Source organism: Galactobacter valiniphilus (genome assembly GCF_003575975.1).
Classification (GTDB): domain Bacteria; phylum Actinomycetota; class Actinomycetes; order Actinomycetales; family Micrococcaceae; genus Galactobacter; species Galactobacter valiniphilus.
This window is the reverse complement of sequence record NZ_QQXK01000008.1, coordinates 1-15614: the sequence shown is the minus strand read 5'-3', so window position 1 is coordinate 15614 and position 15614 is coordinate 1. Positions and strand designations below refer to the sequence as shown.

At 71.2% G+C, this 15614-nt stretch carries 10 protein-coding genes; 6 read left to right on the top strand and 4 right to left on the bottom strand.

Features of this window, described 5'->3' with window-relative positions; translation table 11 throughout:
• The first annotated feature begins 114 nt into the window (after positions 1 to 114).
• Both DWB68_RS05270 and DWB68_RS05265 read left to right on the top strand, forming a co-directional pair.
• Positions 115 to 3564 carry a pyruvate carboxylase gene (locus tag DWB68_RS05270; RefSeq protein WP_119424102.1) on the top strand — a complete coding sequence of 1150 codons (3450 nt, stop codon included), beginning with the start codon at positions 115 to 117 and terminating at the stop codon, positions 3562 to 3564.
• Positions 3565 to 3718: 154 nt separating this feature from the next.
• Positions 3719 to 5131 carry a mycothione reductase gene (locus tag DWB68_RS05265; protein ID WP_119424101.1) on the top strand — a complete coding sequence of 471 codons (1413 nt, stop codon included), beginning with the start codon at positions 3719 to 3721 and terminating at the stop codon, positions 5129 to 5131.
• A gap of 84 nt (positions 5132 to 5215) precedes the next feature.
• On the opposite strand, the gene DWB68_RS05260 is transcribed toward DWB68_RS05265, so the two are convergent.
• The 3 genes from DWB68_RS05260 to DWB68_RS05250 form a co-directional block, all read right to left on the bottom strand.
• The gene (locus DWB68_RS05260) at positions 5216 to 7021 is read right to left on the bottom strand and encodes an AMP-dependent synthetase/ligase (RefSeq protein WP_407645655.1); all 1806 of its coding nucleotides are present in this window, start codon (positions 7019 to 7021) and stop codon (positions 5216 to 5218) included.
• 142 nt (positions 7022 to 7163) lie between these two features.
• The gene (locus DWB68_RS05255; protein WP_147391587.1) at positions 7164 to 7760 is read right to left on the bottom strand and encodes a hypothetical protein; all 597 of its coding nucleotides are present in this window, start codon (positions 7758 to 7760) and stop codon (positions 7164 to 7166) included.
• On the bottom strand, positions 7757 to 8548 hold the full coding sequence (locus DWB68_RS05250) for an alpha/beta hydrolase (RefSeq protein ID WP_119424098.1): 792 nt from the start codon (positions 8546 to 8548) through the stop codon (positions 7757 to 7759). The genes DWB68_RS05255 and DWB68_RS05250 overlap by 4 nt, the downstream gene beginning before the upstream one ends.
• 127 nt (positions 8549 to 8675) lie before the next feature.
• On the opposite strand from DWB68_RS05250, the gene DWB68_RS05245 reads away from it, so the two are divergent.
• The 3 genes from DWB68_RS05245 (at position 8676) to DWB68_RS05235 (ending at position 11844) form a co-directional block, all read left to right on the top strand.
• Positions 8676 to 9401 (top strand): lysophospholipid acyltransferase family protein, encoded by a 726-nt coding sequence (locus DWB68_RS05245; RefSeq protein WP_199700386.1) that lies wholly within the window; start codon positions 8676 to 8678, stop codon positions 9399 to 9401.
• Between the two features lie 128 nt (positions 9402 to 9529).
• The gene (locus DWB68_RS05240; protein ID WP_267896935.1) at positions 9530 to 10909 is read left to right on the top strand and encodes a class II 3-deoxy-7-phosphoheptulonate synthase; all 1380 of its coding nucleotides are present in this window, start codon (positions 9530 to 9532) and stop codon (positions 10907 to 10909) included.
• A 158-nt stretch (positions 10910 to 11067) separates the two neighbouring features.
• Complete coding sequence (locus DWB68_RS05235; RefSeq protein WP_119424096.1) at positions 11068 to 11844, top strand: nucleoside phosphorylase; 777 nt, start codon at positions 11068 to 11070, stop codon at positions 11842 to 11844.
• 82 nt (positions 11845 to 11926) lie between these two features.
• Here DWB68_RS05235 and DWB68_RS05230 read toward each other — a convergent pair whose 3' ends face one another.
• On the bottom strand, positions 11927 to 14359 hold the full coding sequence (locus tag DWB68_RS05230) for a Stk1 family PASTA domain-containing Ser/Thr kinase (protein WP_119424095.1): 2433 nt from the start codon (positions 14357 to 14359) through the stop codon (positions 11927 to 11929).
• Positions 14360 to 14675: 316 nt separating this feature from the next.
• Here DWB68_RS05230 and DWB68_RS05225 point away from each other — a divergent pair.
• A partial coding sequence (locus DWB68_RS05225) for an IS256 family transposase (protein ID WP_119424178.1) occupies positions 14676 to 15614 on the top strand: 939 nt, incomplete at its 3' end.

The window sequence follows — 15614 nt, the reverse complement described above, 5'->3', positions numbered from 1 at the left end:
GCCCCATCGCCGGGGGCGGGTCACCGCCTATGCTCCACCGGCGACACGCGTATCGGCCGGACGCCCCGACGACGCTGCGTCCGGCCGCCCATGAACCCAGAAGGGATGACACGAGTGTTTTCCAAGGTGTTGGTGGCCAATCGCGGCGAGATCGCGATCAGGGCCTTCCGTGCAGGATTCGAACTGGGGGCCAAGACGGTTGCCGTCTACCCCTGGGAGGATCGCGGCTCCATCCACCGCCAGAAGGCGGACGAGGCGTACCGGATCGGCGAAGAGGGGCATCCCGTCCGGTCCTACCTCGACATTCAGGAGATCATCCGCGTGGCCAAGGAGGCCGGCGCGGATGCCATCTACCCCGGCTACGGCTTCCTCTCCGAGAACCCGGACCTGGCCCGCGCCGCCCGCGAGAACGGGATCACCTTCGTTGGCCCGCCGCCGGAGGTCCTGGAGCTCGCCGGCAACAAGGTCGCGGCGCTCAAGGCGGCCCGCGAGGCCGGCATCCCCACGCTCGCCTCGTGTGAGCCCAGCGCCGACATCGACTGGCTGATCGGCGAGGCGGACAAGATCGGCTTCCCGATCTTCGTCAAGGCCGTGGCCGGCGGCGGCGGGCGCGGCATGCGTCGCGTCGACACCCGCGAGGCGCTGCCCGAGGCCCTCGGTGCCGCCATGCGCGAGGCCGAGTCCGCCTTCGGCGACCCGACCGTCTTCCTGGAGCAGGCCGTGCTGCGCCCGCGCCACATCGAGGTCCAGATCCTCGCCGACGGCGAGGGCAATGTGGTGCACCTCTTCGAGCGCGATTGCTCGCTGCAGCGCCGCCACCAGAAGGTCATCGAGATGGCCCCGGCCTGGCACCTCGACGAGTCCATCCGCCAGGCGCTCTACTCCGACGCCGTGAAGTTCGCCAAGAGCCTCGGCTACCAGAACGCCGGCACCGTGGAGTTCCTCGTGGACACGGCGGGCGAGCGCGCCGGCCAGCACGTCTTCATCGAGATGAACCCGCGCATCCAGGTGGAGCACACGGTCACCGAGGAGATCACCGACGTCGACCTGGTGCAGGCGCAGATGCGCATCGCCTCCGGCGAGACGCTCGAGGACCTCGGCATCCGCCAGGACGAGCTGCGCATCCGCGGCGCCGCCCTACAATGCCGCATCACCACGGAGGACCCGGCCAACGGCTTCCGCCCGGACGTCGGAACCATCACCGCCTATCGCTCCGCCGGCGGCTCCGGTGTGCGCCTGGACGGCGGCACCATCTACACGGGTGCCGAGGTCTCCCCGCACTTCGACTCGATGCTCGTGAAGCTCACGTGCCGCGGCGCCGACTTCGACGCCGCCATCCGCCGCGCGCGCCGCGCCCTGGCCGAGTTCCGCATCCGCGGCGTGTCCACGAACATCCCGTTCCTGCAGAACGTGCTCTCCAACGAGCAGTTCCTCGCGGGCGACGTGGCCACCGACTTCATAGACAAGCACCCCGAGCTCGTCAAGGGTGCCCCGAGCCAGGACCGCGGCACCAAGGCGCTCTCCTACCTCGCCGACGTGGTCGTCAACCAGCCGCACGGCCCGCGCGTGGAGGGCATCGACCCCCGCGCCAAGCTGCCGCACTTCCCGGGAGACAAGCAGGACGAGCCCGATCGCTCGCCCTTCGACGGCCCGGCCTCCGCGGCCGCGGCCCCCCGCGAGGGCTGGCGCAAGGTCCTGCTGGAGCAGGGCCCCGAGGGCTTCGCCAAGGCCCTGCGCGCCGCTACGGAGGTGGGTGTCACCGACACGACCTTCCGTGACGCCCACCAGTCGCTGCTGGCCACCCGCGTCCGCACCCGCGATCTGCTCGCGGCGGCCCCGGCCGTGGCGCACACCCTGCCCGGCCTGTTCTCCATGGAGGTGTGGGGCGGCGCCACGTACGACGTCGCGCTGCGCTTCCTGGGCGAGGACCCGTGGCGCCGCCTCGAGCTGCTGCGTCAGGCGATCCCGAACATCCCGCTCCAGATGCTTCTGCGCGGGCGCAACACGGTGGGCTACACGCCGTACCCGGAGCAGGTGACCGAGGCCTTCGTGAAGGAGGCGGCGCGCAGCGGCATCGACATCTTCCGCATCTTCGACGCGCTCAACGACGTGGAGCAGATGGCCCCGGCCATCCGCGCCGTGCGCGAGACCGGCACCGCCGTGGCCGAGGTGGCCCTCTGCTACACCGCGGACCTGCTGGATCCCGAGGAGAAGCTCTACACGCTCGACTACTACCTGGCCCTGGCCCAGAAGATCGTCGACGCTGGTGCGCACATCCTCGCGATCAAGGACATGGCGGGCCTGCTGCGCCCGGCGGCGGCGGCCAAGCTCGTCACGGCCCTGCGTGAGCGCTTCGATCTGCCCGTGCACCTGCACACCCACGACACGGCCGGCGGACAGCTCGCCACGATCATGGCGGCGGTCAACGCGGGGGTCGATGCAGTGGACGTCGCCACCGCGGCGATGGCCGGCACCACGTCGCAGCCGTCCATGTCCGCCCTTGTGGCGGCCCTGGCCCACACCGAGCGCGACACCGGGCTGAGCCTGGACGCGGCGGCGGACCTGGAGCCCTACTGGGAGGCCATCCGCGCCATCTACAAGCCCTTCGAGTCCGGCCTGCCGGCGCCGACGGGCCGCGTGTACCGCCACGAGATCCCGGGCGGCCAGCTCTCGAACCTGCGCCAGCAGGCCATCGCGCTGGGCCTGGGCGAGCGCTTCGAGGCCATCGAGGACATGTACGCCGCGGCCAACCGCATCCTCGGCCGCCTCGTCAAGGTGACCCCGAGCTCCAAGGTCGTGGGCGATCTGGCCCTGGCGCTCGTGGGCGCCGGCGTGGATCCCGTGGCCTTCGAGGAGAACCCGCAGGCCTACGACATCCCGGACTCCGTCATCGGCTTCCTGGCCGGCGAGCTGGGCGACCCGCCCGGGGGCTGGCCGGAGCCGTTCCGCTCCAAGGCCCTCGAGGGGCGCACCATCAAGGTGCGCGTCGAGGAGCTCAGCGCCGAGGACTCGGCCGCGCTGGAGCAGGATCCGGAGACGATGCGCGCCACGCTCAACCGCCTGCTCTTCCCCGGCCCGACGCGCGACTTCGAGTCCGCGCGCGAGCAGTTCGGCGACGTCTCCGTGCTGCACACGCGCGACTACCTCTACGGTCCCGCCCTGGGCACCGAGACGGTGATCTCGCTGGGCAAGGGCGTGCGCCTGCTGGCCACGATCCAGGCGGTCTCCGAGCCGGACGAGAAGGGCATGCGCACCGTGATGTGCACGCTCAACGGCCAGGGCCGCACCATCCAGGTGCGCGACCGCTCGGTCGAGTCCACGGTCAAGAGCGCCGAGAAGGCCGATCCGGCCAACGCCGGCCACGTTCCCGCTCCGTTCGCCGGTGCCGTGACCGTCACGGTCGCAGTGGGTGACACGGTCGAGCCGGGCGGCACCGTCGCCACGATCGAGGCCATGAAGATGGAGGCAGCGATCACCTCACCCACGGGCGGCGTGGTCAAGCGCCTGGCCCTGGCCGGCACGGCCCAGGTGCAGGGCGGCGACCTGATCATCGAACTCGGCTAGCCCCCACGCCGGCCACGCCTCGACGCCGGGCGGTCCCCTCACAGGGGGGCCGCCCGGCGTCGTCGTGCACGGGCACGGGTGCCCGGTCCCGCGGGCCGTGACCGGCCCAGCGCGCCCAGGCGCGCCGCGGCGCGCGGCGTGGTTGGATGGGCCTATGCACTATGACCTGATCATCATCGGCTCTGGTTCCGGCAACACCTTGGTCACGCCGTTCTGGGACGAGAAGAAGGTGGCCATCGTCGAGGGTGGCGTCTTCGGTGGGACGTGCCTGAATCGCGGGTGCATCCCCACCAAGATGTTCGTCTACCCCGCCTCCCTGGCCTCCGCCCCGGCCGAGGCAGCCCGGCTCGGCGTCTCGCTGCGCCTCGAGGGCGTGGACTGGCCCGGCATCCGGGACCGCATCTTCGGGCGCATCGATCCCATCTCCGCGGGCGGGCGCCGCTACCGCGCCGAGGACCTCGACAACGTCACCCTCTACGAGGAGGATGCCCGCTTCGTTTCGGCGCACGAGCTCCTCCTGGACTCCGGCGAGCGGATCAGCGCCGACCGCATCGTCATCGCCGCCGGCTCGCGCGCCGTGCTGCCCGACGTCCCCGGCATCGACCTGCCCGGCGTGCACACCTCGGACAGCATCATGCGCATCGATCGCCTGCCCAAGCGCCTTGTGGTGGTCGGCGGCGGCGTCGTGGCCGCCGAGTTCGCGGCGCTCTTCTCCGGCCTCGGAACCGAGGTCATCCAGGTCATCCGCGGCCGTCACCTGCTGCGTCACTTCGATCCCACCGTCTCCGAGCGCTTCACGGAGGCCGCCGCGCAGCGCTGGGAGCTGCATCGCGAGTGGGAGCTGGCGAGCATCGGCGCCGGTTCCGACACCGACGTGGAGGTGCGCTTCTCCCGCCGCGACGAGACCCTGGCCCTCGGCGTCGACGCCGTGCTCCTGGCCACGGGGCGCGTCCCGAACTCGGACCGCGTTGACGCGGCGGCGGCCGGCTTCGATGTCTTGCCGGACGGTCGCATGGCCGTGGACGGCTACCAGCGCGTGCTCTCCGGCGGCGAGCCCGTCGAGGGCGTCTTTGCGCTCGGGGACGTCTCCAATCCGTATCAGCTCAAGCACGTCGCGAACCGCGAGGCCCGCGTCGTCTCGCACAATCTCGAGCACCCGGCCCGCCTGCGTGCCACCGACTATCGCGCCGTCCCGGAGGCCGTGTTCGCCCGCCCGCAGGTTGCCTCCGTCGGTCTGCGCGAGGAGGAGGCCCGCGAGCTCGTGGGCGAGGACCTTGCGGTGGCCGTGCAGGACTACGGCAGCACGGCCTACGGCTGGGCCATGGAGGACACCGAGGGCTTCGCGAAGGTGCTGGCCAGGCGCTCCACCGGTGAGATCCTCGGCGCGCACGTCGTGGGCCACGAGGCCTCGATCCTCATCCAGCCGATCGTCCAGGCCATGGTGACGGGAACGGATGCCTACACGCTGGCGCGCGGCCCGTACTGGCCGCACCCGGCGCTCACCGAGGTGATCGAAAACGCGCTGCTCTCGCTCGGCCTCGACCACCCGGACGACGCCCCCCTCTAAACCGGCGGCAGCTTCCTGCACGACGACGCCCCGGAACCTTTCCTTCGAAAGGTTCCGGGGCGTCGTGGTTCAGTGCCGCTCGTCTCAGTCGGCGTAGAGCGCGTCGACCTCGCTCGCGAAGTCCTTCATGACGACGGCGCGCTTGATCTTCAGCGACGGGGTCAGGTGGCCTGACTCCTCGGTGAAATCGGTGGGCACCACGCGGAACTTCTTGATGGCCTCCGCGTGAGAGACGCTGCCGTTGGCGCGATCCACGGCGGCCTGCAGCTCGGCCAGCAGCTCCGGGTCGTCCTTGAGCTGCTCCGGGGTGAGGCCGGCCTGCTTGTGGTGGCGGGCGAGCCAGCCCGGCAGTGCCTCCTCGTCGATCGTGATGAGGGCGCCGATGAACTTCTGGCCCTCGCCGACCACGACGCACTGGGAGACGATCGCCGAGGCGCGGATCTGGTCCTCGAGCTGCGCTGGGGCGACGTTCTTGCCGCCGGCCGTCACGATGATCTCCTTCTTGCGGCCCGTGATCTTGAGGAAGCCGTCCTCATCCAGCGAGCCGAGGTCGCCCGTGCGGAACCAGCCGTCCTCCGTGAAGGCCTCGGCGTCCAGATCGGGGCGGCCGAGGTAGCCCTTGAACACGCAGACGCCCTTGACCAGGATCTCGCCGTCGTCGGCGATGCGCACGCCGTCGCCCGGAAGCGGGCGGCCCACGGTGCCGATCTTGATGCGCGCCGGCGTGTTCACGCTCACGGGGGCCGTAGTCTCGGTGAGGCCGTAGCCCTCCAGGACCGTGACGCCGATGCCGTTGAAGAAGTGGCCGAGGCGCTCGCCCAGCGGGCCGCCGCCGGAGACGGCGTGGCCGACCTGGCCGCCCATGGCCGCGCGCAGCTTGCCGTAGACGAGCTTGTCGAAGAGCAGGTGCTTGAGCTTGAGGCTGAGCGGGACCTTGCCGGCCTCGAGCGTGGCGCGGGAGAACTGCTCGGCGGTCGCGGCGGCGGCCGCAAAGATCTTGCCCTTGCCGCCGTCCTCGGCCTTGAGCTTGGCGCCGTTGTACACCTTCTCGAACACGCGCGGCACCACGAGGAGGAAGGTGGGGCGGAAGGAGGCCAGGTCGGGCAGCAGGCTCTTGAGGTCGGGGGAGTGACCCACCGTGGCACCCGCCGCGACGGCGAGGATCGCGATGTAGCGGCCGAAGACGTGAGCCAGCGGCAGGAACATGAGCGTCGAGGAGCCGGCGTGCACGATGTCGCCGAGGCGCGAGAGGGCGTTATCGGAGAGATCGACAAAGTTCGCGTGCGTCAGCTCGCACCCCTTGGGGCGCCCCGTGGTGCCCGAGGTGTAGATGATCGTCGCGACGTCGGCCTTGACGCGCGTGGCGGTGCGCTCGGCGAGCTGCTCGTCGCTGATGTCGGCGCCGCCCGCGCGCAATTCGTCGAGCCCGCCACCCTCGATCTGCAGGACGTCGGCGAGGACCTCGAGCTCCTCGTCCCGGGCCGCGCGGCGGACCACGTTCTCGTGGCCTCCGTTCTCCACGAGGGCGAGGTGCGTGCCGGAGTCGTGCAGGATCCACGCCACCTGGCTGGGGGAGGAGGTCTCGTAGATCGGCACAGAAACGGCGCCGGCGTAGGCGATCGCGAAGTCCAGGAGCGTCCACTCGTAGCGCGTGCGCGACATGATGGCCACGCGGTCACCGGAGCCGATGCCGCGCGCCATGAGGCCCTTGGCGATGGCCTGCGCGTCGGCGGCGAAGGCCGCGGCCGTGATGGGCTGCCACGCCCCGCTCGCGTCGCGCACCTTGAACAGCTCGCGTTGGGAGTGCACGCCCAGGTGGCGATCCAGCAGCGACGGGATGGTCACGGCGGCATCGTTGAGGACATTCGGGGGGATGACAATCTCTCGCACCGGGGCTCCTTGGTTGCTGGCGGGGTGTTGCCTGGTTCGACGACGGGCGTGCCGTGCGTCACATCTGTACGCCAGAGTAACACTCGGTGTCATCGGGCTGGGACTCAGTTCCACGCGCGGCGCGCCGCGTGCCTCCGGGCGCTTAGATGCGCGCCCCGTCGTCGCCGTCGTCGGCTCGATCCTGGGGTAGGCGCCAGAAGAGGTAGGCCCACGCCCCCAGCGCGCCGATGAGCAGCACGGGCCACAGCAGCGGCGGGGTGGAGCCAGCCCAGAAGATCGTCATGGCGATCATCAGCAGCGGGAGGCCGATCGCCGCGACCCACGCGACAACACGATCGGGGCGGCCAGCGAGGATCGGCTCCGGCTCGGGGGGCTCGAAGCTGCCCTCGTCGGGGTCCTCGGCGAGGCTCCAATCGCGCGGCCCCGAACCGCCGGATGCACCGGCGGCGGAGGCTCCGCGGGAGGGGCCGAACAGGGCCGGGTCCACCTGGAAGTCGAAGCCGGCGACGGCGCGCGGGCCGTCCGCCGGCCCAGCGAGCGGTGGGTCGGACGGCCTGGCGCCCGACCCGGCGCTGGAGCGGGGGCCGAAGGGCGCGTCGCCGGAGGCGGGGCCGGCGGGAGGCGACGCCTCCCCGGCCGGGTGGGGCGCGTCGTCGGGCGGTGTGGTGTCTCCGCCGTCCATCGCCTCCAGGCGACGGACGAGATCATCCCACGCCGCGGCGTCGTCGGGCCGGCTCACGCCGCGGTCCCGGAGCCGGCGGCCACGCCGGTGGACTCGGCGACGGCGCGAACGGAGGCCTCGTTGATGAGCTCCGCGTCCCAGTCCAGCGTGGCGACGTGGTAGCTCTCGTGCGGCTCGATGCGGCGCAGGCGCGTGCGCGTCGCGGGCGTCAGTCCGGCGAAGAGCGAGCGCAACGAGGCCGGCGGCACCACGTGGTCCTGGACCGAGTGGAAGAGGGTGATGGGGGCGACCACGCCCGGGAGCTGGCGGCGCACGGCCTTCTGCAGGCGGCGCAGCTGCGTCGCGGCGGCCGTGGGTGTGACGTCGTAGGAGTTTTCCTTGCGCCCGGGGCGCGCAATGTCCTCGCCGATCGCCGGCGTGGACTTCACAAACGGGGCCAGGGCGCCGGAGAGGAAGGAGAACCACGGCATCCCATCCACGGCCGGGTTGACGAGCAGGAGTGCGTCGGGGCGGCGCACGGCGCCGAGGTGCAGGGCCAGGGCCCCGCCCATGGAAATGCCGGCCACGACCACGTGCTCGTGCGTGCGGGCCAGCCGGTCGTACTCGCGCTCCAGTGCACCGGTCCAGGCCGTGTATGGCACGCCGATCATGTCCTCCCAGCGGCTCGCGTGACCCTCAAGCAGGGGCACGGAGACGTCGTAGCCGGCCGCCTCGAAGGCGCCCGCCCACAGGAAGACCGAGCCGGGCGTGGACGTGAAGCCGTGGATCACGAGGACCGCCACGGAGGAGCGACCCTCGTGCACGTAGGCGGCGAAGGTATCGGCCGTGGAGATGTCCGTGGACATGCGAGGCTCCTCGAGGGTGGAGAAAAGGACTCTTAAGCTAGAGCCTAGCCGCGAACACCCTCGCTGGCTTGTCTCGCCCCACGGTGGGTGCGGCACCGCGCAGCGCCAGCAAGGAGCACAGACGCCCGTGTTTTATTGGTTCGCCAAGACCTTTGTGGTGGGGCCGCTCGCGCGCCTCTTCTTCCGCCCCTGGGTGCGCGGCATGCACCACATCCCCGCCGAGGGGGCTGCGATCATCGCCTCGAATCACCTCTCGGTGTCGGATTCGATCTTCCTGCCGGTCATGGTCCCGCGGCCCATCTCCTTCCTGGCCAAGAGGGAGTACTTCACGGGCAAGGGGCTCAAGGGCGCGCTGAAGCGTCGCTTCTTCCTGCTAGCCAATCAGCTTCCCATGGACCGGGCGGGCGGCGAGGCCTCGCTCAAGTCGCTCGAGGCCGGGGAGGTGGCCCTGCGCGAGGGGCGCCTGCTCGGGATCTACCCCGAGGGCACGCGCAGCCCCGATGGGCGCATGTACCGCGGCAAGATCGGCGTGGCCCGGCTGGCCATCGAGACGGGCCTGCCCATCATTCCCGTGGCCATGATCGGCACGGACAAGGTGCAGCCCATCGGCAAGGTGATCCCGCACCTGCGCCGCGTGGGCATCATCGTGGGCGAGCCCATCGAGGTCGCCAAGGGGGACATCCAGAACCGCGCGGCCCTGCGTGAACTGACCGACCGCGTGATGCGCGACATCCAGCGCCTCTCGGGCCAGGAGTACGTTGACCGCTACGCCGCGGACGTCAAGGCGGAGATCGCGGCCCGGGCCGAGGCGGCCAAGACGGCCGCGTCGGCCAAGCCCGCCCAGGAGGACTGAACCGCGGTGGCGCGGGCGCGGGGGCGGGCCCGGAGTGCGCGGGGGCGGCGCGGCGCACATGACGCCCGCGCCTCCCTACGTGACGGCGGCTGCGGCGTCCGCCTCGGTGCTCGCACTAGGCTGAACGGGTGAGTCTTCCAGTGCATACCCCGCTCGCCGGCACGCAGTCCGGACCCGCCACCGACCCCGCGCTGGATGCGTGGCGTCAGATGAACCCCAAGCAGCAGCCCAGCTGGGCCGGCACGCCGGAGCATGCCCGCGTCCTGTCCGAGCTCGGCACGCTGCCCCCGCTGGTCTTTGCCGGCGAGGTGGACGTGCTCAAGTCGCGCCTGGCCGCCGCCGCGCGCGGCGAGGCCTTCCTGCTGCAGGGCGGTGACTGCGCCGAGACCTTCTCCGCCGCGACCGCCGACCGCATCCAGGCCCGCGTCAAGACGATCCTGCAGATGGCCGTGGTGCTGACCTACGGCGCGCAGATGCCCGTCATCAAGATGGGCCGCATGGCCGGCCAGTTCGCCAAGCCGCGCTCCTCGGACGTGGAGACCCGCGGCGATGTCACGCTGCCGGCCTTCCGCGGCGACATCGTCAACGGCTACGACTTCACGCCGGAATCCCGCGCTCACAACCCGCAGCGCATGATCACGGCGTACAACACCTCGGCCTCCACGCTGAACCTCATCCGCGCCTTCACGCAGGGCGGCTTCGCCGATCTGCGCAGCGTGCACTCCTGGAACCAGGGCTTCATGGCGAACCCGGCGTACCACGAGTACGAGCAGCTGGCCGGCGAGATCGACCGCGCCGTGCACTTCATGGAGGCCTGCGGCGCCGACTTCGAGGCGCTCAAGCGCGCCGAGTTCTACGCGGCCCACGAGGCGCTGCTGCTCGACTACGAGCGCGCGTTGACCCGCACGGACTCCCGCACCGGCCTGCCCTACGACACCTCGGGCCACTTCCTCTGGATCGGTGAGCGCACGCGCGAGCTCGACGGCGCGCACGTCGACTTCCTCTCCAAGGTGAAGAACCCCATCGGCGTGAAGCTTGGCCCCACCACCACGGGCCAGGACGCGATCGACCTGATCAACAAGCTGGATCCCGAGCGCGAGCCGGGCCGCCTGACCTTCATCACCCGCATGGGTGCAGGCAAGATCCGCGAGGCGCTGCCGCCCATCGTCCAGGCCGTCCGCGACACGGGCGCCCAGGTCGTGTGGGTCACCGACCCCATGCACGGCAACACCATCACCTCCAAGAACGGCTACAAGACGCGCCGCTTTGAGGACGTGCTGGACGAGGTGCGCGGCTTCTTCGAGGTGCACCGCTCCCTGGGCACCGTCCCGGGCGGCCTGCACGTCGAGATGACCGGCGACGACGTCGCCGAGTGCCTCGGTGGCTCCGATCCCGTGGTGGAGGAGCAGTTCGATTCGCTCTACGAGACCGTGGTCGACCCGCGCCTGAACCACGCGCAGTCGCTTGAGCTGGCCTTCCTCGTCGCGGAGGGCCTGGCCCGCCGCTGAGACGGTGACGCCGGGTGCCCGCGCGCTCGGCTCGCCACTTTCGGACAAACTCCTCGCCTTCGGCGGGGAGTTTGTCCGTTTCCGGGGAGGGAAGCACGACGGCGCGCGGGCGGCCCGCGCTTTCGGCGCACGCCGCCCGCCGTGAAAGAATCGGGGATATGCTGACCCGTGGCGAGTTCCCGATCCTCGATGTTGATACCGATAAGAACGACCTGATCGGGGGATGGGACCGCGAGGCGCACGCGCCGGACACCCTGCCCACGCGCCTGGTCATGGCCTTCCTCGGCCCCACCGTTGACCAGTTTGCCGCCGAACGCGGCTGGGAGACCGCCGTGGAGCTCGAGTCCATCACGCGCGACTTCCCGTACTACGTCACGGAGCACCGCGGCGAGAAGGTCGCGATCGTCCTTGCGCCGCTGGGCGCCCCGGCCGCCGTGCAGAACCTCGAGTTCGGCCTCAACCTCGGCGTGAAGCACGTGGTCGCCGTGGGCTCCTGCGGCGCCCTGCACTCCCACGAGGAGAACGCCATGCTCGTCCCGACCCGCGCGCTGCGCGACGAGGGCACGAGCTATCACTACGCCCCGGCCGCCGACTGGATCGAGCTGGAGCCCTCCTCCGTGCAGGCCGTCAAGGACGCCCTCGTCGCGGCCAACCGCGAGTTCGCCGAGGTCGCCACCTGGACCACCGACGGCTTCTACCGCGAGACGCCCGCCGTCATCGAGGCCCGCAAGGAGGCCGGCTGCGACGTCGTGGACATGGAGTGTTCGGCCCTCGCGGCGGCCTGCGCCTTCCGCGGCGCCGACTTCGCGCAGCTGCTCTACACGGCCGATTCGCTTGCCGATCTCGACGCGCACGACCCGCGCGGCTGGGGCATCGCCTCCCGCGCCACGGCGCTGGACCTGGCCCTCGACGCCGTGGTGCGCCTGGGCGCCTGACGCGCCTCACGCGAAGGGGCCGACGGCGGGTGGTTTCCACCCGCCGTCGGGCCCCTTCGCGTGGTGCTTGAGGAGGCGGCGCTCAGTACACCGTGATGGTGACCGTGGAGCCCTTCTTGAGCATCTGGCCCGAGCGCGGGTCCTGGCCGACGACGCGGTCGAAGACCGTGCCGAAAACGCCGCCGGAGCGCACCTGCACCTCGAAGCCGGCGGCCTTGAGGATCGAGCGGGCCTCGGCCGTGCTCTTGTTGATGACGCTCGGGACCGCGAAGAGCTCGGGGCCCTTGGAGACGCGGTACTCGACGGTGGCGCCCGTGGAAACCTGCGTGCCGGCCTCGGTGCCCTGCTCGGCGACCTGGCCCTCCGGGACCTCGTCGGAGTAGACGTCCTCGCCCTGCTCGGCCTTAAGGTCCTGCGCGGTGAGGAGCTGCTCGGCGTCCTCGGGGCTCTTGCCCACGAGGGAGGGGACCTCCACGGGGGCCGGGCCGCGGGAGAGCACGATGTCCACCGTGGTGCCCGAGCGGAACTCGGTGCCGACCTTGCGGCCCTGGCTCACCACGAGGCCCTTGGCGACCGACTCGTCGTAGGCCTGGGTGACCTTGCCGAGCGCGAGACTGTTCTTTTCGAGGGCGGCCTTGGCGTCGGCCTGCGACTGGCCCACCACATTGGGCACGGCGTAGAGCTGCGGGCCCTTGGAGATCAGCAGCGTCACGGAGTTCATGCGCATAATCTGGGTGCCGCCGGGCGGATCGGTGGAGACCACCTTGCCCTTCTCCACCTTCTCGTCGAAGGCGGTGGCGACCGTGATGCCGACGCCCTGCTGATCGAGCATGGCGCGGGCGGAGGACTCCGTGGCGCCGCGCAGCTCGGGGATCAGGACCCGGGCGCCGGGGCCGGCCCCGAAGAACCAGGCCGCGGTGCCGACGATCGCCGCGACGAGCACCAGCAGCCCGGCCCAGATCCAGGCCTTCTTCTTGGTGCCGGGGCGCGCGAGCGACTCGGTCGGCTCCTGGGCGGCGCGCGCCGCGGCCTTGGCATCGGCCTTGGCCTGGCGCTTGGAGACGCGTTCCGGATAGGCGACCTCGGGCTGGATCTCGGGTTGCAGGCGCGGATCGAGGCGCGGCACAACAGGCTGGCCGGACGGTTGCTCCTGCTGCGCGGCCGGGGGCCAGGCGGCCGGCTCGAGCGGGCGCGTTGCGCCGTCCGGGCCGAGCACGGCCGTGGGCTCGGGCGCGGCGGGCGGGGTCGAGTGCCCCGTGATGGGAGCGGTGCCCGACGTCGGGTGCTCGCCGAGGGCGGCCGGGTTCAGCACGGCGGTCGGGTCGGCCGAGGCCGGGAGCACCTGGGTGGGGTCCTGGGCCGCGGCGGGCAGGGCCTGGGTTGCCGCCTCGGCGGCAGCCGAGCCGGGGCCGGCCCAATCGGGGCTGATCCACTCGGGCTGTGCCTCGTCGTCCTCGTCCTCGCCGTCCCCGGCGGCGCCGCGCCCCGCCGGGGACGGCGCGGGGGCGGCGTCCGGCTGGGAGCCGGCGGAGGCGGCGTCGGGCAGGAGGTCCAGGGCCGGTGCGTCGTCCCGGGAACCGGGGCGCTCGCCCGTACGGTGCATGAGCGCGAGCGTGGAGGTGAGCAGCGTGGCCAGGGGCGCCGGCTCCTCGCCGAGGTCCAGCTGCTCCTCGCTGAGCTGGGAGCGGGCGTGGCGCAGCTCCTGCAGGAGCGCCTCGGCGTCGTGCGGGCGGTCCTCCGGATCCTTCTCGGTGCACCAGGCGATGAGCTCGTCCAGCTCGGTGCTCAGCCCCGGCACGGAGGCGGAGGCGGGCGGGATCTCCTCGTTGACGTGGGCCAGGGCCACGGCCCAGGCGCTGTCACCGGTGTAGGGCTGCTTGCTCGTGAGCAGCTCGTAGAGGAGCACGCCCACGGCGTAGAGGTCGGCGCGCGTGTCGGCCGGCTTGCCCATGACGAGCTCGGGGGAGACGTACGCGACGGTGCCGATGAGCGCGCCCGTGGAGGTGTGCTTCGTGGCGGCGCGGGCGAGGCCAAAGTCGGCGACCTTGATGCGGCCGTCTGGCGAGATGAGCACGTTCTCCGGCTTGACGTCGCGGTGCACGAGACCAGCGCGGTGGGCGGCGGAGAGGCCACCGAGGACCGCGTCGATGACCTGGAGCGCCGCGCGCGGCGAGAAGCGGCCCTGGGCGCTCATGATGTCGCGCAGCGTGGCGCCGGGGACGTACTCCATGACGAGGTACGCGGTGTCGGCGTCCACGCCCTGGTCGTAGACCGAGACGACGTGCGGGTGCGAGAACTTGGCGGCCGTGATGGCCTCGGACTCGAAGCGCTCCACGAAGGCGGGGTCCTCGGCCAGGTGCGGGTAGAGCACCTTGATGGCGACCTGCCGGCGCAGCTTCTGGTCCGTGGCGAGGTAGACGGTGGACATGCCTCCGCGCGCCAGGCGCCGCTCGATCGTGTAGCGGCGATCCAGCTGGGTGCCGATGAGGGCGTCTCTCGAAGCGGAATCTGTCACAGAAGCGATCCTAGGTCAGCGGGTGCGAAGGGGGAGGGGCAACACCCCGGGACAACACGGCGCGGGGGCCGGGAGCGGTCCGGGTACAGCGCGGGGCCGCATCGCGTGATGCGATGCGGCCCCGAAAGCGTGGCTCCGGCCGCGTGACGCTCCGCCGGGGGACGGGTGTCGCTGGGCCGAGGTCTGCTGTGGTGAGTTGAGTCCCGCATAGTGGTGTAGCGCGCGGTGGTCCGGCTCGTCGTTGCTGACGTAGACGCGGTCACCGTGTGATCCTTCGAGAAAGCTCTCTACTTCTCACTCGAATGGAGTCATCACGATGACCGCTCCTCATATTGTCGACCCTGCCGGCGTGCTCAGCGAAGCATTGTTGGACGCGTCGCCTGATCTGATGCGCAGCTTGCTGCAAACGATGATCAACGCGTTGCTGTCCGCTGACGCGGACGCCGTGGTCGGCGCGGAATGGGGCAAACCCAGCCCTGACCGCCTCGCCCAGCGCAACGGCTACCGCCACCGCGATCTGGACACCCGCGTCGGCACCATCGACGTCGCTGTCCCGAAGCTGCGCCAGGGCACCTACTTCCCGGAATGGCTGCTCGAGCGCCGCAAACGTGCCGAGACGGCACTGATCACCGTCGTCGCGGACTGCTACCTCGCCGGGGTCTCCACGCGTCGGATGGACAAGCTGGTCAAGACGCTCGGGATCCACTCGCTGTCGAAGTCGCAGGTGTCCCGGATGGCAGCGGAGCTCGACGAACACGTCGAGCAGTTCCGTCACCGCCCGCTGGGCGATGCAGGTCCATTCACGTTCGTCGCCGCCGACGCGCTAACCATGAAGGTCCGCGAAGGCGGCCGCGTCATCAACGCCGTCGTGTTGATCGCGACCGGGGTCAACGCGGACGGGCGCCGTGAGGTCCTCGGCCTGCGCGTCGCAACCTCGGAGACCGGGGCAGCATGGAACAGCTTCTTCGCCGACCTCGTCGCACGCGGCCTCGGCGGGGTCCGCCTGGTCACCTCCGACGCGCACGCTGGCCTCGTCGAAGCGATCGCGGCGAACCTGCCCGGCGCGGTCTGGCAACGCTGCCGCACCCACTACGCGGCGAATCTGATGTCCGTGACACCGAAAAGCATGTGGCCGGCCGTGAAAGCGATGCTGCACTCCGTCTACGACCAACCGGACGCCGATAGCGTCCACGCGCAGTTCGACCGACTCCTGGACTACGTCGACGACAAGCTCCCGGACGCGCACGACCACCTC

Coding starts and splice junctions, on each gene's coding strand:
- DWB68_RS05235 (WP_119424096.1), top strand. CDS start 11,068: ATGCTGACCCGTGGCGAGTTCCCGATCCTCGATGTTGATACCGATAAG.
- DWB68_RS05250 (WP_119424098.1), bottom strand. CDS start 8,548: ATGTCCACGGACATCTCCACGGCCGATACCTTCGCCGCCTACGTGCAC.
- DWB68_RS05265 (WP_119424101.1), top strand. CDS start 3,719: ATGCACTATGACCTGATCATCATCGGCTCTGGTTCCGGCAACACCTTG.